We start from the raw sequence: 21,337 nt of genomic DNA, 5'->3' as shown, positions 1-21,337 counted from the left end.
TTATTTGTAAGCTCCATCGGAATAGTGCAGCTCATAAGAGTGCGAATAGATTTCGAAGACATTACCAAAAGGATCTTCCACATAGCACATGCGATAAGGCTTCTCTCCAGGATAATATTCACGAATGGGCATGCGTTGTTTTCCTCCTGCTGCAACAATCTTTTCAACCAAACCTTCTACATCAGGATCTTGAACTGAAAAATGGAACAAACCTGTACGGAAAGGTTCAAAACGAGGTTTTAAATCTTTGCTTTGCTTAAATTCAAACAGCTCAATCCCAATTCGGTCACCTGTTGATAAGTGCGCAATTCTGAACGTGCCCCAACCCTTGCCAAAAACATCTATACACATCATACCGATAGCTGTTTCATTTTCCTCTTTCACCTCAGTAGGTGGCATAATCACATAAAAGCCCATCACTTCGGTATAGAATTTTACGGCTTTTTCTAAATCAGGTACTGTTATTCCAATGTGTGAGAATGTTCTTGGGAACACCTGCTCTTTCACTTCCTTTTCCTTTTTCATCTGATTCTTATTAATTTGACCCATACTACTAATTCCTGAAAGTAATAATAGGGTTCCGATTAAAAATGTTTTGATATGCATGTTGTCTTAACGATTAATTTCTCAACAAAGATAGATCTAAAAACCCTGATCTCCTATAAGTTACATGCATTGCCCATAGTTACACGAATGTGTATAATGCTGAATGGGAGATCGTTTTGTGAGAAAATTTATTTGATTTATTATTGAACAGCTAGTGAATTCTAGTTTTATTCCTTTGCTTACTTTATAAGGGGAATTGTACAGCTTAAAAGGAATGACGAAAAGTGCCATATGTGTATATGAGATAGTTTTTTCTTGTAGGTGTTTTTTTTGCAGATACTGACAGTAAGAGATCATATTTTTGATCTTGCCTCTTTAATGTTGTAAATTTAAGGGTGATATTTAGATCGTTTACATCTTTTTTAATGAACCGCACTATAGAAGATGTTTTCGCTTGTTTTACAGTATTTAACTGAAACCAATAACTGTCATGAAAACAATTATTTTATTCCCATTTAGTTTATTTGTCATGAGCATGATATGTATCATATTAATGTCTACGACATGTGAACAAGATCCTGTGAGAAATTCTGATCCTAACGCAAAATCAGAGAATCAACAAATGCTTTCAGTATCTTCTGACAATCTTACCGAAGAGGAAATTGCAAGTCTTATGTTTATGGTAGAAGAGGAAAAGTTGGCAAGAGATGTTTATGATGTAATGTACGGTTTGTATGGATTGAGGATCTTCTATAATATTAATAATAGTGAGGTAAGACATGTAAGTGCAATATCCTATCTAATTGAAAAATATGAACTCACGAATCCTAACGATACTCACGATCCTGGAGTGTTTGATAATGAAGAGCTTCAGCGTCTCTATGATGATCTTATTGATAAGGGATCTATTTCAGTAATTGAGGCCATTGCTGTAGGTGTGCTTATTGAAGAAACAGACCTTGAAGATATTCAGTATTATCTGGATCATGTTGTCGAAAGTAAGGATATTGAGAGGGTTTATGAAAATCTTCTAGCGGGTTCTGAAAATCACCTGGCAGCATTCTTATCACATCAGTAATAAAAATCATCAGTGAATATGTTATGGAAATTTTTGAGAATTGTCCAATAACCACGTCATGTAGGTGCGGTTCAATTTTTATTCTTTACTATTATTGCTCTAGCGTAGGTACATCATCCATATTAGGCTAAGCACACCACCAATGATAGAGATAGCAGTAATAAATAAAAAGTACTTGATTGGTTTTAAAAAAGCAAATAAATAACAAATAAGAGGCATACCTATTGCTCCAATTATAAGCAGAAAGGAGGGAAGAGTGACTTCTTATTCTATGTTTAAGTTCTTAATTCTTAAGATTTCGATATCAAAACCACTTTACCAAAAAACAGTCCCTAAATAAGCCATTTAGGGACTGTTTCTTTTAGATTTAGTCTAAATAAATTGTTATTGAGTTTAATAAATGGTATTTTATACAGTTACTTATCCTCTTTTTTTTTGATTTCTTCATCCTATAGTTTCAAACTTAAAATAATTTATCATGCGTTTTATAACTTACAATGCTAAGAATTTTAGAAGAATTGAATACATGAAATATTTGCCAGAGGAGGTGAAAAAGGAGATTGAGATTGTAGCCAAAATCATTCCTTTTAAAACCAATAACTATGTGGTGGATTATTTGATAGACTGGGATAATTATGAGACTGATCCCATTTATATTCTCAACTTCCCCAATAAACATATGCTAAGGGAAGATCAATATGAGAGAGTAAGGAATGGTATCGAACAGAATCTGCCTCAAAAAGAATTGTATAAAATCATAAATGATATTAGGATGGAATTGAATCCTCATCCAGCCCAGCAAATGACTAATGTTCCTGACCTGAATGGTGAGAGATTGAATGGGATTCAGCACAAGTACAGAGATATTGTTTTGTTTTTTCCAACTCAGGGGCAATCTTGTCACGCCCAATGTACCTTCTGTTTTCGTTGGCCACAGTTTACTAAAGAACTCGACATGCAGTTTTCTATGCGTGAGATTGATAAGGTAATCGATTACATCCGACAGAATAAACATGTGCATGAGTTATTGTTTACAGGTGGTGATCCCATGATTATGAGCCCAGCAACTTTAAGTCAATATATCAATGCCATTCTAGATGCAAAACTGGACAATTTAGAAGTGATTCGTTTTGGTTCTAAATCCTTAAGTTATTGGCCTTTTACATTTTTGCCTAATTTTAACAAAGAGGCAGAAGAAATGCTAAATATTTTTAAACGTATTACAGATAGTGGTTTGCACTTGTCTTTTATGGCTCATTTCAATCACCATGTGGAATTGGATAATGAGGTGGTTCAGGAGGCCATGAGAAACATTCGAGCTACCGGCGCGCAAATTAGAACGCAAGCTCCAATTTTGAAACACATTAATGACAGTAGCGAGGTGTGGGCTGAAATGTGGAAAAAGCAAGTCAATCTAGGCCTGGTACCTTATTACATGTTTATTGAGAGAGAAACGGGCCCTTTTGAATATTTTCAGATCCCTCTGAGCAGGGCTTATCAGATCTACACTGAGGCTATTCGAAAGACAGGTAGTTTGGGGAAAACGATAACAGGTCCCGTGATGTCGGCAGCAAAAGGAAAGGTGCAAGTTATGGGAGTCGTGGATAATCCCTTAGATGGGAAGAAATCTTTTGTTTTGCAATATGTACGTCATCGCGATTACAGAGAAACTTATAAACCTTTTTATATGAGTTATGATGAAACATCAACTTGGGTAGACCAGTTGAAAGTGCTTGTATAAATTAAGACGTAAAGCTTAAAGTGAAAATGGGTAAGTTAACTTGATAAGTAGGAATGAAAGATACACTTTACATCATATACGGAAGTAGAACAGGTAATTCACGATCGATAGCCGAGATGACACAACGGTATGCCAAACATGTTGGTTTGGAGTCGTGTTTGTTGGAAATGAAAGCGATGGATTTTGAGATCATCAATAAATTGAAATATGCACTATTGATTGTAAGCACGCATGGCGAGGGTGATCCTCCTGCGGTAGCTATGGATTTTTATAACTATATGCATAAGGAAGATAGAGAAAACTTATCTGGGCTGAAATTTGCTATGCTTGCATTGGGTGACAGTAGTTATAAGGATTATTGCAAAACAGGAAAAGATTTTGAAATCCGTTTGCTTCAGTTGGGAGCGACTAAACTCATTCCTTTAAGAGAATGTGATGTTGATTTTGAGGAGACTGCTCGGAAATGGATTGAAAATACTGTTGGAATATTCTGTTTGGAAATCTCAGGAAAGGAAATCAATAAACAAGAAGATTTTTCTTTCGATTTTTATGCTGATGCTCTTTCAGTTAACGGTGATTTTCAGGTTGAAGTAAAAGAGAAACGAAATTTGTGCTCTTCTGAATCAACAAAAAGAACCTTACATTTTGTTCTATCTTCAGGAAACGTTGAGAAAGAATATCTACCGGGAGACTCAATTGCTGTAAGATGCTCCAATTCCCGACTTTATGTTGATCGTTTATTGAAAGAACTAAAGTTCGATGGTACTCATCCAATTCGTAACAAAGAGCGTCTGAGTTTATTGAAACAGGTATTGATTAATGACTATGAATTGAGCTTGATAACGCCTGTGGTTCTGAAGAAATATGCTGAATTAGTAGATGTGGAAGCTCTTAATGTCATAGTGGAGAATAAGACGAAGATGGATGATTATTGTACTCAGCATGATATTTTGGATATGATAAGTGATTTTTCGGCTGATTATTCTCCAGAGAACTTCCTTTCTGTCTTGCGAAAGCTGAAACCGAGATTATACTCGGTAGCCTCAAGCTCAAAAGCTCATCCCAAGGAATTGCATTTGACCATGGGAGTGATGGAATACACACTGAAAGACAGATCAAGAATTGGTATTACCTCATCCTACTTATCGGATCGTACCGAAGTCGGGGAACGACTCACTATCCATCTTGAGAATAACGATAGTTTTCGTTTACCTAAAGATGGAAACACCCCAATCATTCTGATTGGAAGTGGAACCGGAATAGCTGCCTACCGTTCCTTTCTGCAGGACAGAGAGGCTTCTGATGCAAAAGGAGATATATGGTTGATTTTTGGTGAAAGAAATTCAGAATCTGATTTTCTGTACCGTGAAGAGTTGCTGGATTATAAGAATAGAGGCTTACTGACGCGTTTGGATACCGCTTTCTCTCGTGATCAGGAAGAAAAAATCTATGTTCAAGATAAAATTAGAGAACATGCTGATGATATTTATGAATGGCTTATCAATAGAGGAGCTAGTATATACATTTGTGGGAACAAAAGAACCATGGCTGTTGGTGTTCGTAATGCCCTAATGAATTTATTTTACTCAGAAGGGAAAATGAATCAGCCAGAGGCCAGAGATTTGATTAAGAAATTAAAATCTGAAAAGCGATGGCAAGAAGATGTTTATTAAGTGATAAGGATAAATATTTAGACCCAGTATTCCATTATTACAAACTACCATTTCAATCTTTCAATCCCTTTATCACGACATTACCTGTGCCACGAGGCTTACATGGGTATTGAAAAGCTTTAGCTGCCATCTTGGGATTATCAATGGTTTGGTAAAATTCATCCAGATATTTCAGACTTTCTTTGATATATTTTTCTTCAAGAAGGGGATTGTCGGTATAAATGGCATAGATATCAGTCTTTAGTTTATTGAAAAGGTCGAAGCTTGGCTGGAATTCTCTCATGTCATCAATACAGTAGCCTCTGAAGCGTCTTTGCCTAACGGAATTCATTCGAAGTTCCTCGGCTGGTCTAGCATAAGGGGCATCAACTAGACCCGCATGATCAAAATCGTAAGGTATTGGAATTAGACCATTTTCATTCTTTATGTTGATTAACTTGATATTGTGCCGGTATTGAACAGACCAATCAGTATTGCCTATGAGGTATTGAAAAACTGCCATGTTTAGATATTCCCGTTTAATGGTTCTTTGCGGTCTGGTATTGAACCGCTTGAAAAGCTGTGCTTGTAGTCGGTCTGTCAAAAGATTTTGATTTTCCAGAAGGATGCCATATTTATCTTTCTCCTTTTTTCCTTTTATAGAATCTTCAAAACAAATCTTTACCAATCTGACATGAAAGCTATTTACACTAATTAATTGATAAATTTTATAAAGTAAATATTCCCGCAATACGTATTTATGGTTGATACAGGGCGTAACCAGTTTGACTTTATTCTGTCCTGTAAATAGAGGGTCTTTATGGATCTGTACAGAATCAAAATTAAGCAGAAGAGGGGGAATCTTGCAATTTTCACGCTTACGACGGAAATGACCACGAGTTTTAATACGAATATTAAAGCTAGCAGTTTCACCATTGGGCATGATATAGCTCATGAGAATGGGGTGGTAACTGATCTCAGTCCTACGATCATTAAAGAGTTTTCGAAGATCACCCTTGAGACAAATCACAAAGATCTCATCCGATTCGAACAGTGCATCTTGTATACAAGTCGTATCGTTTAATGTTTGTATATCGCTCTCCTGAGCAGAAAGAGATATCTGCAAGCTAAGTATCAGTAATAAGCCAATTGCTAACTTCATTTTGATTATTCTCTTAAAGTGTATTCATCTATCAATTCGAGTGTATCGGGGTTCTTTACTCTTACTTTTATTTTATCTCCTTCCACATCAATAAGGACAATGGCATTCTGAGTAGAGAAGTTTCGTAGGTTCATCATCCATGGTGTCTTTTCCTGTGCATAGTATGGCGCACCTGCAGCACCATTATTAATTTGATAGAAAGTTCGTGTCAGTTTCACCTTATCATGTGGGTAATTGTCAGGATAACGAGGCATATCTTCCTTAATGGTCAACATATTGTAATTGTGTTCGTCGCCCGTAAGTGCAGCTACTGTTTTGGTACTTTTATTCACTATAAGATCTAAAAGCTGATCTCTTCGCTGAATTATACCTTCAATATAGCTTTTCCCAGCTACCATTGCTCTGTAACGGTTATCACCGCTGTACCACATATCATCCTTTACATGACCACCATTTGGAAAAAAAGGCGTGTGTAGACTAATAAAGACATGATCGATGGCTTTATTCTTTTCAAGCTGTTTAAGCGTTTTTTCTAACCATCTCTTCTGATTATCCATGATAAAGGCATGTAGATTTCCACTGGCGTGATGTATGCCCTGAGGTGCATAGAAATAATCGGAGTTGAGCACGACTACAGCAACATTGGCATAGCTGTACCAATAAACCGATTCTTTATAGGATGGGAAGTCCATGATAGATGGGTTGGGGTCGTAGATGGATCCATCTTCACTTTTGGGACCATTCTCTGGTAATACAAAGTTATCTTGAAAGAGGGATTCCCCAGAATCATCAGCAAATGGGAAATGATCAATCATATAGTCATAATTGGCCACAGTATCATTAAAGAGATAGGAATAGGCCTCGTGATTACCAAAGCCTGCATAAAAAGGCATATAATGCCAATAAGGTTCAACGGCATGCTTCCAATTAGCGTATTGAAGATTCATTCGCTCTCTGCTCACTTCATAACCATCGATTAAATCACCTGTGAATTGTACAAATTTGGCACCTTCAGCTTTAGCTACAGAAGCAATGCGTTTCATGATATAAGCATTGGTTCCAAAAATATTTCTTTCGCCACCACCTTGGCCAGCTCGCGAATCGCTACCATAGGCAAAGGTAAATGGTTGACGCGAACCAGAGAGCGGAGCCGTTTCGAAATTGAAGTCAAAACTAAACTCACCAACTTGTAGTTTGTAATCGTATGTCGTTCCTTCCTTTAACTTATTTATTGTGATTTCGTGCTGAAAACTTGCTCTCTTATCCTTAAATAATTTACCCTTGATTTCAATTGTAGCCTTTACCTCTTGTGATGTTGTGAAAGAGATTGTAGCGCCTTTATCTGTCAATTTATTGATGAAAGGACCTTCAATAACGGTTGGAACAGCTGTAAATAAAGTGTCCTTATGGGTAAAAGCCGCTTTCCCATCATAGAGTATGGTCCCGTCACCAGCGACGATTCGATACCCCAAAACACCTTGACCCGATTTCTCCCAGCCGATCATATCGTACCTGCCTGATAGCCTGGATGCAATAGGAATGTTTGTTTTCCCATCGATGATAGGAGCACTTTCTCTGAAGTAGACAGGCTGAGGGAAGCTACCATCCTTATAATTGATAAAACCATAGAATAGAGTTCCATTGAGTTCGGGAAATTTAAAATCGAAATCTAATCCTTTCTGTGTACCAGTTACGTTCGAATATAAATCGCTAAAGCGAAACTGGTCATTAGGAGGAACAGCATAGATTCTCTTGTTTTCCAATTGTAAGAAGACGCCTTGTTCATCAGTACCCATATTGGAATAAACAGCTGGTATTTCTTGTGCTTTTGTAGGAATAATCAGGAGGGAGAGATATAGACCGATTAATAGTTTTCTCATTATATCTTATTTTTGAGGTTACAATGTCTTGATTTCCATTAAAGATACAATAAGAGTGGGAGGCTTGCAGATTTTTTTAGGTGAAATTACTGTTAATTCTAATTGTAGAAGTTTGAAATGGAGGGACTTGGTTTTGTGATAACAAAAAAAAAGGAGCCCACATGGGCTCCTTTATAATTCTGATCTAAACGATTACTTATTCTGTTAGACCAATTACATTATTAAACAGTTTCGCATTTTCTGTTACTTTTTCTTCATTACCATACACACAAATGGCATTCTGCGATAAAATGTCTTCCACCATTTTTTTCATACCTTTAATATCTTCTGGTGTTGTAGATAAAACGGCTTCGCGTTCAGCTTTTAACTCTTCTTGTGTCGTTTTTTCGAAGTAATACTTAATGGCACGCTTTCCTTTTTGAGAAGCTGTCATAGGACCATCCATTCGAGAAATAGTACCAATAATATAACGAGTCATTTCCTTTTCATTAGCTTCAAATTGCTCTAAATAGCCAGGAGTGTTGTTATAATTATCAAAGGTTTCTGATAAATTAGGATCGCGGTAAGACGCAAAATATACATTACCACTATTCGAAATTCCAGCAAAGCCACCATAAGCTCCGCCAATTACACGAACCTGCTTTTGAAGCCAGTCGGTTGAAAGAACCTGGTTTAGGACTCTCATTTTACCATTGTATTGGTAACCCAGCTTTTTAAAGTCATAACCTTTAACGACATATTGCACTTTCGATGCAGTCTTTAAACCTTCATTTTTCTTTTTGAAATCAAATTTCCAGTTGTTTAAGCTTACTGGTCCTTCTTTTAGTTCTCCAGCAAGATTCTTCATTCCTGTTGAATAGGAGATAAAGTCCTTCTCGTCACAAGTAACAGAACCAATCATATTTTTTTTGGCAAAAAGTAAGCTTGCTGTTTTTTCAAGATTAGCAATAAGCTCGTCACTTTTAGTATCGAAATTATCTGATAAATCGGTAACAAAACGGTAATAATCTAATCCGTCAGTTGCCTCGCTGTAAGCGCCATATTTAGAGTAATATGAACGAAGACGAGTCATGGCATAATTTAAACCATTATTCTTAATGTTGTAGTCTACTCTCGATTGATGACGTTTAAGTAATTCCTTCAAACGATCTTTATCGTTTAGTTTTGAATGATTAATCACCTCATTAGCCAATTCAAACATTTTTCCAGCTTTTTCAGCAGTAGCTTTGGTATATACAGCAAATTTTGGAATAATCTTATCATCCGAATGATCTTCAAGGAAAGTGGTTGTGTAAGTACTGAATCCACCCGTTTGAATATTCAAGGCATTATCCAGTTCACCATAAGTGTAGTTTTCTGTATTCAGTTTACCTAAGAACGATGATAATAATTCTGCATATGGAATAAGATCCTTAGGTAATGTACGAATATCGAAATACAAATTACTGTATAGGATATTGTTTGTGAAAGCGTTGTGGTGTAAGATTTCAATATCAGAAACATTTTTCTTATCGATTCCAAACCACTCAATATCACTAGTGATATCTGCCAACTCAAGCATTGGAATACTAGCTTTAGCTTCAGGTGTATCTTCTCTTTTTTGATAAGCAATCAATTCCTTAGTTTCGGCAATCAACTTATCTGTTTCATCATCACTTAAACCATCCTGAAATGCTTTTAATTCTGCTTTTGTTTCCTCAGCTAATTTAGATTGTAAACCAGGTTCTGGTTTTAAAACCATCAATAAAGCATGTGGGTTGTTAGCCAAATATTTTGTTGTTGTTGTTTCAAGAATATTTGTTGTTAGTGCTTTCTTAACTTCTTCCAATGGTTTATTATATTCCAAGCCTTGGAATGGATCATTAGCAAACATCCAGCTTTGATATGATTGGAATAAATACATCATACCTTTTTGTGGCGTATTACCTTCTTTCATGTTGAATTCCATACGATTTAGAATTCCTTCAACCATTGTTTTATCAAAACCTTTTTCTACAACTGTTTTCATTGTATTAAGAACGATTTCTTTAAAACGGTCTTTATCTTCAGGGTTAGCATTTTCAACTGTAATATCGAAAACGCCTTGTTTTGCAGCGTTGTAATAAGCACCTACATCCTTACCGATTCCAGCTTCTTGTAGAGCTAAGCGTAGGGGAGCTGATTCGTGATTAACCAAAGCATCGGCTAAAACATCGAAGGTTAAACCTAAGGCAACATCACCGCCTTTACCAGCAACAAAACTCATGTTTAAGAAAGTTTTGTCTTTTGTAGAATCACCATCAGATACCGCATACGTTTTCTCAGCTTCCTTCATTTTTTCAAATGGTTTTTGCAAAGGAATCTCCACTTTTTCAGTTGAAAGCTCGTACTTAGATAAGTATTCAGTATCGATAAACTGTAGTTCTTTATCTAGATCGGCATTACCATATAATAAAATGTAACTGTTGCCTGGGTGGTAGTACTTTTTGTGGAAGTTTACAAAATCTTCCTGAGTCAATTGAGGAATAGCTTTAGGGTAACCTCCCGAAGAAACACCGTAAGTATTATCTGGGAAAAGAATTTTATTAACCTGGTAACCCAATTCTCTACTAGGATTAGAGAAAGATCCTTTCATTTCGTTATAAACAACGCCTTTGTATACAACGTCGTCGTCTTTACTTGCCAATTCGTGGTGCCAGCCTTCTTGTTGAAGAATTTTAGGATCGGTACGAAGATTAGGGTTAAAAACGGCATCAAGATAAACATGCATCAGGTTATAATAATCCTTATCGTTCATACTTGCTACCGGATAGGTTGTAAAGTCTGAACCTGTCATGGCATTTAGAAAGGTATTTAAGGAACCTTTTATCAAAATGTCGAAAGGACTTTTTACCGGGAAATTTTTTGAGCCATTCAATACTGAGTGCTCCATAATGTGAGGTGTACCACAATCATTTTGAGGTGTTGTTTTAAAGGCAATATTAAACAACTTATTCTGATCAGCGGCAGCAATCTTTAGTAATCGAGCACCACTCTTGTCGTGCTTAAATAGCAGACAATTGGCATTTACTTCTTCCACAAATTTTTTCTCAACAAGAGTAAATCCATGATACTTTTCTCCCGCTTGAAATTTCTCTTTGGGGGTACAAGCTGTAAATACAGCAAATAGAGCCACAATAAAGAAATATGCAATTTTTCTTTTCATGTTAAATGATTTTGATGATGGTTATTTTGATTAGTTTTTGGTTTGTAAAGTAGTCTACTTTACAAACCAAAGTAAATATAGTAAAATACCTTTAGCCTTGTGTAGACACATCGTGTAGATCAATGTTATATTCGATAACTTTCAGTATTTAGTGGTTATTATACCTGAATATAAAGATCATCGATGATATTGTTAAAAAACTATAAACATAAAAACAACATACTTATGATTGTCTGAAGAAATAGTGTAGATGCGTCTATTAGCCAATTGTAAATAGGTGTTTTTCTCATTAGAATCGATCTTGTTTTTTGCACTTTCCTATGAATAATTAGGAGAAGAGGCGCAGTTTGATAAAAAGGATAGGAGGGGTATCCAAATTTGCCTTTTAAACCAGCTCCATTTTTTTTACTTTTTCCATTATCCCTATTGGGAAAAACTTCGAAATCCCACACGGAATTTATCAAAACTCTTGTATTTCACGTAATTAAATTTGAAATTGACTTATCAATTGAGCAGGATTTCAAGAGAATTGAGGTTTTGTGCACCTAATATGTTGAAGTCGTTGAATGATGTCAGATAAATTTAAAGGGAAATACCGAATAAAATCAGCCCGTTTGCAAAATTGGGATTATTCGTGGTATGCACTGTACTATGTCACGATTTGTACCCAAAATAAGGAATTCTATTTTGGTGATATTGCAAAAAGAGAAATGGTATTGTCAGCAATTGGGAAGATAGCCAAGAAATATTGGCATGAAATACCTCAGCATTATCCATTTGTTGAATTAGATGAATTTGTTGTTATGCCCAATCACATTCATGGTATCATTATTATCAATAATCCAAATGTGATAAATTCCAATGATGGAAATGCGATAAATCTTGATAAAAGAGACGCGATAAATCGCGTCTGTACGGGTGGTGGTGGAATAACGGGGAATAAGAATCCCATGTTATCGGATGGCTTATCGAAAATAATACGTTGGTATAAAGGGCGTGTATCATTCGAATCCCGAAAAATTCATGCTGATTTCGCCTGGCATACACGTTTTTGGGATCATATCATTCGAGATGATGATGACTTTCTGAGAATCAAGGAATATATCCACGATAATCCTTTGAAATGGAAGACCGATAAATTTAGAGATGATGCTAAATCATAAAAAATATGAGAACTCGTACAGACGCGATTTATCGCGTCTCATTAACATAGCTTATAGGCAGCTTGATAGCCCCAAGCTATTATTCATCACATTGTTTGGCCTATTATTTTTAATGAAAATATAAGATCACAAACCTCATCTATCTGCTTAGTTGACCTTTAAATAAATTGAGGAGTTATGTGATCTTATTATAGGCCCTTAAGCTATTTTAAAATGAGCTAAAACGATATGCCTTTGCATTTTCCCCGATAATTACTCCCAGAACTCTTTCTTTTGGATGCAGTCTGTTATCTTCAAAATTGAGTGGAAACATGATTGATGACGTTGTTGGATAACTACCATAAGGATTGCGAGTATAGTCTCTGTTAAAGCCCGTATCCGTGGTTAACTGTTGAAAGTCATTACTGATTATTTGTGCAGTAGAATAATTGGTTTCTATGCTAGTAATATTAATTGATTCCGTTCCTTCCAATGAGCCATTTACTGACTTTAGTAACATCTGAGACCAGTTAGAACCTGAAACTCTATCGTAAGGCACCACATTGCTATTGTATAGAAATCCGGAAACCCCATAGGTGGATGTAACACCATTTATACTTCTATTCCATGCTGTTGATGTGCCGGTAAGTGGACAAAACACCAAAGCAAACTTGGTTTCATCAATTTCATCGTTTACAATTTCATGCCAATTCATAATATTATGAGGATACACATGTACAGTACCGTTAATATTGACCATCACAACCAATTCACTGTCGTCTAGGAAATTATCAGGATCACCTATTTTTGTAGTTTTATTCCTTACAAATTCAGGATTATCGATGGAAGGTATGGCCTCTTTAGGAGCACCTACAAAAACTTCATCTCTAGGAATAGACCAAGCATCAGAACCGCTAACGCTTTCACCTTGGTTGGGTGGGCTTAATGTGTTATCATAGATTTCCAAACCAGGGTAAAAAGCTCCCCAAGAAAACCAATATCCAATAAAGGATGCTGGGGATGAGAGTTGCTTGCCTGCATCAGGTCCATCGATAGCTTTCCCAAAGATATCCCAATAAGCACCCTTATCATCTTTCATAACAATTGGTAGGGAATCTTGAACAACGGTGAAATTCATTTCATTGCCATCAACAACACGATTAAAAGCCACCATGAATCCTAAGCCAGAGCTACCAACAATCACTAATGAGTTAGCTTGAAAATCATCATAAATAATTTTAATCTGACCTGATTCAGAAGTTGGAGGTGTCGGAGATGGAGTTGGATCTTGATTCATTCCATCATCAGAATCCGAACTGCTACAAGCCATTCCCATAAGAAGAATAGTCACTATCCATATTTGTATGTGCTTTTTCATGATATAAGAATTTAGTTTTGATATTATTTGCCGTATTTAAGGCGAAAGGCTTTGTCTTTTTTCAAATTAATTGGATAAGTAATACCCAATTGCCATTTCTGACTCGTTACTAACTGTGTTCCAGTTACATTTGTGTGAATAGGAATCTCTATAGAACTGTGTATGACTATGCCTTTGGCTGAATTGAGTCTGAATCCCGGAACTAGATACATCCATTCACCCCCCGTGTTTGGAAAGTCGAAGCCATTGTTGACGTCTTTACCACTCTTTCTGAAACGATAGTGTAGATTTGGGTTCAAGCTCCATTTTCTTAGAGGAATACTATGTGCCAAGCCAATATTTAAAGCAAATTCGTTACCAAATCGGTATTTTTCTTGTCCAGAGTTGCGGTTTTGTTCAAAGCTGTGTCGATAGGTTATCAGTGCAAAAGCACTGCTTGCAGGGGAAATGATTCCATATCGAGAATAAGAAAGTGCCCCAATGCCATCAAATGAACCTGTTCCCGGTTGTAAATCGGGAGCCAATAGAATACCGAATTCCTTATCCTTTTTAGAAATACTACCCGTTGGTAGCTTAGGTCCTGCAGCAATTAATAATTGCTGCTTGTGGGTATTTATTAAACTTCGCTGTACTAATATGACCATGTCACCAAAGCCTTCAGTATTCTGGTTAGATCTCCCAAAGTCGGAACGTACAAGCTGCTCTTGCCATAGGTAGGGTAGAATTACCGAAAATGACCATTTATCATTTAGTGCAAAGCTTGTCCTTAAGAAAAGGCTCTTAATTTGTCTTGTCCGACGACTATCGTGGAGATTTTGACTTGCAGCGTACAAATCTCTCAAACTGTTGTAATCGTAGCTTAAATCAATGGTTAATTGCTTTTCAGAATAACTTTGTATCCCCAAATTGGTGGTAATAGGTGCGCCTCCCGTACAACAGGCTTGTGCAAAAAGCTTCGTTTGTATATCTAGCAGTAAAAAAAGGATCAAAAAAAAGCATAAATATCTCATGTCTGATAGATTTGATATTTGACATATACGATTAGATTTCTAATTTGAAACATTCACGTATTTCAAATTAATAGTCGTAGAAATATCAATTCATGACAGAAAAGGAGAAATTTATTTTAAAAACTTATCAGAACAGAATGAAGTTATGAATGATTGAGAGTTATTGGGGAAATATTAGAGAATTTTAAAGACTATTTAAGCCTTCTTTATTTTGAGTATTATGTGTTCTTCTAATTTTTTAAAATCAACTAAAATAGCTTCTCTTTTCTGTAAATCACGTATGCCTTTTTCAATTAAAATACTGTGTTTTCCATATCTATTGCATGTGTGACACATAGTTTTATGTAGTCTTAATTGAAGTTTTTCTCTAAAGCCTAATTTTAGATGAAGATCTTTCTCAATAAGTTTACTTGCCTTTAGGCAGGATAGAAAAAGTAGGTGCATTATTTTTCTCATCATCACATTAATTTTTTAACCAGTTGGTTTCAATACAATCTCTTAGTTTTAATTTTGCTCTATGAACAATCTGCCAAAAATTAGTCGTTGAAATACCAATTTCCTTACAAATCTCTTCTCCATTTTTTTCAGAAAGGTATTTGAGCTTTACACAAGTGTTCCATTTTTCAGGTAAATGGTCCAAACATTTTTTTAAGATTGCTTGAAAATCATGATCATCCAGAAGGTGTTTTTCATCTTCTTCCCAATTTTGAGGTTTTTTACTCTCTTTCCAATCCATTTTATCATCGAAATATGTTGATAAACTGTTGTTGTCAAGACTAGTGGTTTGGTTTACTCTTTTTCGGTAGAAATCGATAATTTTATGATTTAAGATAGAAAACAGCCAGGTTTTAGGTGAACTCTTTTCTTTAAAACTAGACAGCTTTTCAGCTGCCGCAAGAAAGGTATCTTGAACCAGATCTTTAGCGACTTCAGTATGTGATGTTTTATAAAAGGCCCAATTGTAAAGGTCTTTTGTATGCAGATGAACCAATGATTCTAAAAAATCTTTTTCCATGATTAGAGTTTGAGTTCACTTTTTAATAAGAGGCGAGTAGCTATTGGGTTTATTAATATATCCCAATACTAGTTTTCTCATTATTTCAATTACTTCTTCAAGATAATAATAAAACACTACAATCTCTTTTATTTGTGGTTTTCAAAGCTATTGTGTTGTAGTAAAGCAAGATGTTTGATTATGATGTCTAGATGCATTCATATATTTATTGTATATTAATCATCAAATTAACCAAAGATCAAACCACAAACCCTATGTACATTCCAAAGAATAAAATTAGAATTGTGACCACAGCCTCGCTCTTCGATGGTCATGATGCCTCAATTAATATTATGCGACGTATTCTTCAAGCTTCAGGAGCTGAAGTGATCCACTTAGGACACAATCGTTCTGTTCAGGAGATAGTCGATTGTGCTATTCAAGAAGATGTTCAGGCGATTGCTGTAACTTCTTATCAAGGAGGACATAATGAGTTCTTTAAATACATGCGAGATTTGCTTGTTGAAGGAGGTTCTGAACACATTAGAATCTTTGGTGGTGGTGGTGGTGTTATTTTACCTACTGAGATTGAAGAATTAGAAGCATATGGAATTTCTAAGATATACTCTCCTGATGATGGACGAGTTTTGGGCCTACAAGGTATGATTGACCATTTGCTTGAAAATTGTGATTTTCCTAGCGGTAAAGAGGTGAATGTTTCTATTGATGAGCTAAATAAGACAAATCACCCTGCTTTGGCTAAGATGATTTCAGCTGTGGAGAATTATCCTGAAACAGTTTCTGATTTAATGGGAAAATTAAGGGCTGAGGAAAGCATGTCTAATTCAGTATGCCTAGGTATTACGGGGACAGGAGGAGCGGGGAAATCTTCCTTGATTGATGAGGTGATTCGACGCTTTTTAGATGTTTATCCTGATTTGCAGTTGGCTGTAATTTCAGTAGATCCATCACGACGTCGTACAGGAGGCGCTCTGTTGGGGGATCGCATTCGTATGAATTCAGTGCACTCTCCTCGCATTTACATGCGTTCACTCAGTACTCGTCAAACCAATCTGGCTTTATCTAAACACATTAAAGATGTTTTATGCATTACAAAAAATGCAGGCTTCGATTTGGTGATTCTTGAAACCTCGGGAATTGGACAGTCTGATACGGAGATAATAGATCATTCGGATTGTTCCCTTTATGTGATGACACCTGAGTTTGGAGCTGCAACACAGCTTGAGAAAATTGATATGTTAGATTATGCCGACATCATTGCAATTAATAAGTCGGATAAGAGAGGAGCTTTGGATGCTTTACGCGATGTGAGAAAACAATACCAACGTAACCACTTGTTATGGGAAAATAAGCTTGAAGATATGCCCGTTTTTGGTACCGTAGCTTCTCAATTTAATGACCCAGGTGTGAATGCCCTTTTCAATGCTATAAGCGAAAAATTGATTGAAATTAGACCTGGTGTTTTTGAACTTGAAAATCGAATTGAATTGGAGGTTAGTAAAAAGATTCAAGTGATTCCTCCATCCCGTGTTCGTTACCTTTCTGAAATCTCAGAAACGATTAGGGGTTACAACAAGCGTAGCGAAGAGGAGTCAAACAAAGCGGATTTGTTGTATTCGCTGCATAAAACAAAGGAAAAGCTTCAATCTGATAGAAAAAGTGATGTTTCACTTATTTCGAATCTCGAAGCATTAATAGCAGATACGGAAGATAAAATTGATAGAGAGAATCTAAAAATCATCAAGAATTGGCCAGAAAAGCAGAAGCAGTTCTCTGAGGATTTTTATCAATATCAGGTTAGAGGGAAAGTATTCAAAATTGCGACAAAAGGTGAGACTTTATCTCACAATAAAATTTCAAAGATTGCTTTACCAAAATATAGATCTTGGGGTGATATTCTGAGGTGGAATTTAAGAGAAAATGTACCTGGTGAATTTCCTTATGCGGCAGGTGTTTTTCCATTCAAACGAGAAGATGAGGATCCAACGAGGATGTTTGCTGGAGAAGGAGGACCTGAAAGAACGAATAAACGTTTTCATTATCTTTCTAAAGGTATGCCAGCTGCTCGTCTGTCAACAGCCTTCGATTCTGTAACGCTCTATGGTGAAGATCCACATGCTCGTCCGGATATTTATGGTAAAATTGGTAATGCTGGGGTCTCTATCGCTTGTTTGGATGATGCTAAGAAGCTTTATTCTGGTTTTGATCTGATGTCGCCCAAAACATCGGTATCTATGACCATAAATGGTCCATCGGCAGCTATGGTAGCTTATTATATGAATGCCGCTATCGACCAACAATGTGAGCTATATATTCGCGAGAATGGCTTAGAAAAGGAAGTTGAGCAGAAAATTGATTCAATATTTGAGCAAAGAAAAAACGAAAGACCGAACTATCAAGGTCAATTACCCAATGGAAACGAAGGCTTAGGCTTAATGCTTTTGGGTGTGACAGGGGATATGGTTTTGCCGGCAGAGGTTTATCAGAAAATAAAGGCTGAAACTATGTGTAGGGTGCGTGGTACGGTTCAAGCTGATATCCTTAAGGAAGATCAAGCACAGAATACCTGTATTTTCTCTACAGATTTTTCATTGAAACTAATGGGAGATATCCAAGCCTACTTTATCGATCATGAAGTTCGAAACTTCTATTCGGTTTCTATTTCAGGCTACCATATCGCTGAAGCGGGAGCTAACCCGATCAGTCAGTTGGCTTTTACATTGTCCAATGGTTTTACCTATGTGGAGTATTATCTGTCACGCGGGATGGATGTAAATGCTTTTGCTCCGAATCTTTCTTTTTTCTTTTCCAATGGTGTCGACGCAGAATACGCCGTTTTAGGACGCGTTGCTCGTTTGATATGGGCAAAGGCAATGAAATATAAGTATGGGGCTGACGAGCGCTCTCAGAAGCTAAAATACCATATTCAGACCTCAGGACGATCTCTCCACGCTCAAGAAATGGATTTTAATGATATTAGAACGACTTTGCAGGCTCTTTATGCGATTTACGATAATTGCAATTCATTACATACAAATGCCTACGATGAGGCTTTGACGACTCCAACAGAGGAATCTGTTCGTCGTGCCATGGCTATTCAATTGATTATTAATCGTGAATTAGGCTTGGCCATCAATGAGAATCCTATGCAGGGCTCCTTTATTATTGAGGAGCTAACCGATTTGGTTGAAGAGGCTGTTTTGCTGGAGTTTGACAGAATTACCGAGCGAGGTGGCGTCCTAGGAGCGATGGAGACCATGTATCAGCGAAATAAGATACAGGAAGAATCTCTTTATTACGAAAGGCTCAAGAATTCAGGTGGTTTACCTATTATTGGTGTGAACACTTTCCTTTCGAGTACCGGTTCTCCTACAGTGATTCCGGAGGAGGTCATCCGAGCTACTGAAGAGGAGAAACACTATCAAATTAAGTCAGTTGAAGGCTTGCATAAAACCTATTTAAAGGAGGCTTCTTTGGCTCTTAATGAATTAAAAAAGAAAGCCATAGCCGATGATAACTTATTTGATACTTTAATGGATGCTGCCAAGTATTGTTCTATTGGACAAATAACTCATGCACTCTTCGAAGTAGGTGGAAAGTACCGTCGAAACATGTAAATTATCTCTCGAATAAGCTGAATAGTCAGTCCCAATTTACTCATTTGCAAGTTGGGACTGTATTTAAGAAATAACTAAGCTTATAATCCTATAAAGCTGACAGGACTTTTGTTCGTCTTAAACCATAAAAAATGAAGCCAATTCCTATTATGATGAAGGGGATGCTTAATATCTGTCCCATATCCAGAGACATGCCTGCTTCAAAATCAACTTGTCTTTCTTTGATGAACTCGATAAGAAAGCGTGCGGTAAAAATAAGAACGAGTGCTAGGCCAAAGAATACGCCATGTCGCATACTGTTTCTCTTTGTTTTGTAGAGTGTTATCATGATGATAAAAATCAGCAGGTAGGACAGGGCTTCGTACAGTTGTGCCGGGTGTCGGGGGATCAGATCTACCCTTTTAAATACAAATCCCCAAGGCTTTGTTGTTGGCATGCCTATTATTTCCGAATTCATTAGGTTGGCAAGTCGGATAAAACAGCCGGCCAAAGCCGTCACAACAGCAATAAGATCAATGGAGTCGATGATTGAGTTTTTTGTTTTTCGTGCGTATAGAATTAATGCAAGGATTAAGCCCAGTGCACCGCCATGACTGGCAAGACCTCGATAGCCAACGAACTCAATACCGCCTTCGGCAGGGAATATGACGGGTAGAATGGCTTCAAGGGGATGGGATAAGTAATAGGCGGGCTGATAGAACAAACAATGTCCCAATCTGGCTCCTACAAAGATTCCTATTACCGCATATATCGTGAGTTTATCAAGATCTTTTTGTGGAATATTCTCCTTTCTAAATATCCATCCCAGAATGTATATGCTGAGCAGTAAGCCTGTTACGAAAAGTAAGCCGTAGTAGCGAATTGAAAATCCGAACAGATTGATAATTTCAGGATCGATATCCCAGTTGATGTAGGTTAGAATCATAAAGTGTTAAATTGAATTTTGTTACGAATCTATGAAAAGCAAATGTGTTTAACAAAATATTATAAAGAAAATCCCAACCTGCAATTGGCAAGTTGGGATTACTTTTATTGTTGAATTTTGTGATAAGGTTCTAATTTTTCTTTAATTCTTTAGCCTTTTTCACTTTATCTTCTAGATTTTTAACACTCATTTCAGCTCGATCAATCTTGGCTTTCTTTTCTTTATATTCTTTTTCCGAAATAGATTTATCTTTTTTGTTTTTTTCAAGCTTCTCTTTCGATTTTTTTATTTTCTCTTTTGCAGTCTTTATTTTATCATCTTTTCCTTTAACAGCTTTATCCAATTCGTCGGACTTTTGGTCTTTTAATAATTTGGCCTGACGAGCTCTTTCTTGTCCAAATTCTTTTCCTTTTAAGGTCTTGTCTTTACCATATGCATGACCTTTCTTTTCTACATCAGTCTCAAGCTCTTTTTTTTCAGTTTTGATTTTGTCCTTTTGCTTGTGACCTTTTTCCTTTAATTTATCCTTTTTGTCTTTTCCTTTTTTAAGGATAGAGTCTTTTTTTGCTTTTTGAATTTTCTCAATTTTAGCTTTGTTCTTTTTTTCTTTTCCTTTTTGAGCAAGTGAAACTTGGCTTGTACAGACCATTAAACACAAGGATAATAGGATTATAATGTACTTTTTCATAGCAATGTTTTTAAAATTATAATTCGTCTAATAACTTATCAACCTCATTGGCAGCATCATCGATATCATCTTTAGCTTTTTCTAATTGATTGGCTATGGAATCAATTTGATTGACTTCAAGGTCTGAATTTTCAATTTTAGGTGTATTGGTTGTGTCTTTTTCGGATTTTGTTTTCTTCTCAGCACAACTGATAAAGAAGATCGAAGAAATCGCTAGAATAAAAAAACTCTTTTTCATAACTAATTGGTTTAATAAGAATTCAGTAACCAATTAAAGGTAGTGAAAAAGGTTTGATTATCAGTAAAGAAAAAATCCCAA

At 36.3% G+C, this 21,337-nt stretch carries 16 protein-coding genes; 5 read left to right on the top strand and 11 right to left on the bottom strand.

Annotated features, from left to right (window positions below):
• Complete coding sequence (locus tag ACXR6G_RS06665; RefSeq protein WP_458360633.1) at nucleotides 1-606, bottom strand: lactoylglutathione lyase family protein; 606 nt, start codon at nucleotides 604-606, stop codon at nucleotides 1-3.
• A gap of 430 nt (nucleotides 607-1,036) precedes the next feature.
• Between ACXR6G_RS06665 and ACXR6G_RS06660 the strand changes: the two genes are divergently transcribed.
• The 3 genes from ACXR6G_RS06660 to ACXR6G_RS06650 all read left to right on the top strand — a co-directional run bounded on the left by ACXR6G_RS06660 (nucleotide 1,037) and on the right by ACXR6G_RS06650 (nucleotide 5,038).
• Nucleotides 1,037-1,624: a DUF2202 domain-containing protein gene (locus ACXR6G_RS06660; RefSeq protein ID WP_458360632.1), complete on the top strand. Its 588-nt coding sequence runs from the start codon at nucleotides 1,037-1,039 to the stop codon at nucleotides 1,622-1,624.
• Nucleotides 1,625-2,102: 478 nt separating this feature from the next.
• Nucleotides 2,103-3,365, top strand: a complete 1,263-nt coding sequence (locus tag ACXR6G_RS06655; RefSeq protein ID WP_458360631.1) for a KamA family radical SAM protein — start codon at nucleotides 2,103-2,105, stop codon at nucleotides 3,363-3,365.
• Between the two features lie 53 nt (nucleotides 3,366-3,418).
• Nucleotides 3,419-5,038: a diflavin oxidoreductase gene (locus ACXR6G_RS06650; protein WP_458360630.1), complete on the top strand. Its 1,620-nt coding sequence runs from the start codon at nucleotides 3,419-3,421 to the stop codon at nucleotides 5,036-5,038.
• A 52-nt stretch (nucleotides 5,039-5,090) separates the two neighbouring features.
• Here the strand turns inward: ACXR6G_RS06650 and ACXR6G_RS06645 are convergent, their stop codons facing one another.
• From ACXR6G_RS06645 to ACXR6G_RS06635, 3 genes are all read right to left on the bottom strand, one after another.
• A complete protein-coding gene (locus ACXR6G_RS06645) occupies nucleotides 5,091-6,179 on the bottom strand; it encodes a hypothetical protein (protein WP_458360629.1) in 1,089 nt (362 codons plus the stop codon).
• Between the two features lie 5 nt (nucleotides 6,180-6,184).
• A complete protein-coding gene (locus ACXR6G_RS06640; protein WP_458360628.1) occupies nucleotides 6,185-8,059 on the bottom strand; it encodes a metallophosphoesterase in 1,875 nt (624 codons plus the stop codon).
• Nucleotides 8,060-8,255: 196 nt separating this feature from the next.
• Complete coding sequence (locus tag ACXR6G_RS06635) at nucleotides 8,256-11,243, bottom strand: insulinase family protein (protein ID WP_458360627.1); 2,988 nt, start codon at nucleotides 11,241-11,243, stop codon at nucleotides 8,256-8,258.
• A 566-nt stretch (nucleotides 11,244-11,809) separates the two neighbouring features.
• On the opposite strand from ACXR6G_RS06635, the gene ACXR6G_RS06630 reads away from it, so the two are divergent.
• Nucleotides 11,810-12,406 (top strand): transposase, encoded by a 597-nt coding sequence (locus ACXR6G_RS06630; RefSeq protein WP_458360626.1) that lies wholly within the window; start codon nucleotides 11,810-11,812, stop codon nucleotides 12,404-12,406.
• Nucleotides 12,407-12,614: 208 nt separating this feature from the next.
• Here the strand turns inward: ACXR6G_RS06630 and ACXR6G_RS06625 are convergent, their stop codons facing one another.
• From ACXR6G_RS06625 to ACXR6G_RS06610, 4 genes are all read right to left on the bottom strand, one after another.
• Complete coding sequence (locus ACXR6G_RS06625) at nucleotides 12,615-13,763, bottom strand: DUF3179 domain-containing (seleno)protein (RefSeq protein WP_458360625.1); 1,149 nt, start codon at nucleotides 13,761-13,763, stop codon at nucleotides 12,615-12,617.
• A gap of 23 nt (nucleotides 13,764-13,786) precedes the next feature.
• The gene (locus tag ACXR6G_RS06620; RefSeq protein WP_458360624.1) at nucleotides 13,787-14,773 is read right to left on the bottom strand and encodes a transporter; all 987 of its coding nucleotides are present in this window, start codon (nucleotides 14,771-14,773) and stop codon (nucleotides 13,787-13,789) included.
• Nucleotides 14,774-14,968: 195 nt separating this feature from the next.
• Nucleotides 14,969-15,232, bottom strand: coding sequence for a hypothetical protein (locus tag ACXR6G_RS06615; protein WP_458360623.1), 264 nt, complete (start codon nucleotides 15,230-15,232; stop codon nucleotides 14,969-14,971).
• A 4-nt stretch (nucleotides 15,233-15,236) separates the two neighbouring features.
• Nucleotides 15,237-15,788, bottom strand: a complete 552-nt coding sequence (locus ACXR6G_RS06610; RefSeq protein WP_458360622.1) for a sigma-70 family RNA polymerase sigma factor — start codon at nucleotides 15,786-15,788, stop codon at nucleotides 15,237-15,239.
• Nucleotides 15,789-16,042: 254 nt separating this feature from the next.
• Here ACXR6G_RS06610 and ACXR6G_RS06605 point away from each other — a divergent pair, with 254 nt between their 5' ends.
• Nucleotides 16,043-19,405 (top strand): methylmalonyl-CoA mutase family protein, encoded by a 3,363-nt coding sequence (locus ACXR6G_RS06605; protein WP_458360621.1) that lies wholly within the window; start codon nucleotides 16,043-16,045, stop codon nucleotides 19,403-19,405.
• Nucleotides 19,406-19,493: 88 nt separating this feature from the next.
• Here ACXR6G_RS06605 and lgt read toward each other — a convergent pair whose 3' ends face one another.
• From lgt to ACXR6G_RS06590, 3 genes are all read right to left on the bottom strand, one after another.
• Nucleotides 19,494-20,330, bottom strand: coding sequence for a prolipoprotein diacylglyceryl transferase (lgt, locus tag ACXR6G_RS06600; protein ID WP_458360620.1), 837 nt, complete (start codon nucleotides 20,328-20,330; stop codon nucleotides 19,494-19,496).
• Between the two features lie 130 nt (nucleotides 20,331-20,460).
• Entirely contained in the window at nucleotides 20,461-21,018 is a 558-nt protein-coding gene (locus ACXR6G_RS06595) for a hypothetical protein (protein ID WP_458360619.1), read from the bottom strand.
• Between the two features lie 16 nt (nucleotides 21,019-21,034).
• Nucleotides 21,035-21,256, bottom strand: coding sequence for a hypothetical protein (locus ACXR6G_RS06590; protein WP_458360618.1), 222 nt, complete (start codon nucleotides 21,254-21,256; stop codon nucleotides 21,035-21,037).
• Nucleotides 21,257-21,337: the final 81 nt, after the last annotated feature.

Source organism: Ancylomarina sp. YFZ004, assembly GCF_054254355.1.
Note: the sequence above shows the minus strand (reverse complement) of the source record. Positions and strands in the feature narration are given on the sequence as shown.

Bases quoted from the DNA above. Each gene is read 5' to 3' on its own strand.
- ACXR6G_RS06665 (WP_458360633.1), bottom strand. From the start codon at position 606: ATGCATATCAAAACATTTTTAATCGGAACCCTATTATTACTTTCAGGA.
- ACXR6G_RS06660 (WP_458360632.1), top strand. From the start codon at position 1,037: ATGAAAACAATTATTTTATTCCCATTTAGTTTATTTGTCATGAGCATG.
- ACXR6G_RS06655 (WP_458360631.1), top strand. From the start codon at position 2,103: ATGCGTTTTATAACTTACAATGCTAAGAATTTTAGAAGAATTGAATAC.
- ACXR6G_RS06650 (WP_458360630.1), top strand. From the start codon at position 3,419: ATGAAAGATACACTTTACATCATATACGGAAGTAGAACAGGTAATTCA.
- ACXR6G_RS06645 (WP_458360629.1), bottom strand. From the start codon at position 6,179: ATGAAGTTAGCAATTGGCTTATTACTGATACTTAGCTTGCAGATATCT.
- ACXR6G_RS06640 (WP_458360628.1), bottom strand. From the start codon at position 8,059: ATGAGAAAACTATTAATCGGTCTATATCTCTCCCTCCTGATTATTCCT.
- ACXR6G_RS06635 (WP_458360627.1), bottom strand. From the start codon at position 11,243: ATGAAAAGAAAAATTGCATATTTCTTTATTGTGGCTCTATTTGCTGTA.
- ACXR6G_RS06630 (WP_458360626.1), top strand. From the start codon at position 11,810: ATGATGTCAGATAAATTTAAAGGGAAATACCGAATAAAATCAGCCCGT.
- ACXR6G_RS06625 (WP_458360625.1), bottom strand. From the start codon at position 13,763: ATGAAAAAGCACATACAAATATGGATAGTGACTATTCTTCTTATGGGA.
- ACXR6G_RS06620 (WP_458360624.1), bottom strand. From the start codon at position 14,773: ATGAGATATTTATGCTTTTTTTTGATCCTTTTTTTACTGCTAGATATA.
- ACXR6G_RS06615 (WP_458360623.1), bottom strand. From the start codon at position 15,232: ATGATGAGAAAAATAATGCACCTACTTTTTCTATCCTGCCTAAAGGCA.
- ACXR6G_RS06610 (WP_458360622.1), bottom strand. From the start codon at position 15,788: ATGGAAAAAGATTTTTTAGAATCATTGGTTCATCTGCATACAAAAGAC.
- ACXR6G_RS06605 (WP_458360621.1), top strand. From the start codon at position 16,043: ATGTACATTCCAAAGAATAAAATTAGAATTGTGACCACAGCCTCGCTC.
- lgt (WP_458360620.1), bottom strand. From the start codon at position 20,330: ATGATTCTAACCTACATCAACTGGGATATCGATCCTGAAATTATCAAT.
- ACXR6G_RS06595 (WP_458360619.1), bottom strand. From the start codon at position 21,018: ATGAAAAAGTACATTATAATCCTATTATCCTTGTGTTTAATGGTCTGT.
- ACXR6G_RS06590 (WP_458360618.1), bottom strand. From the start codon at position 21,256: ATGAAAAAGAGTTTTTTTATTCTAGCGATTTCTTCGATCTTCTTTATC.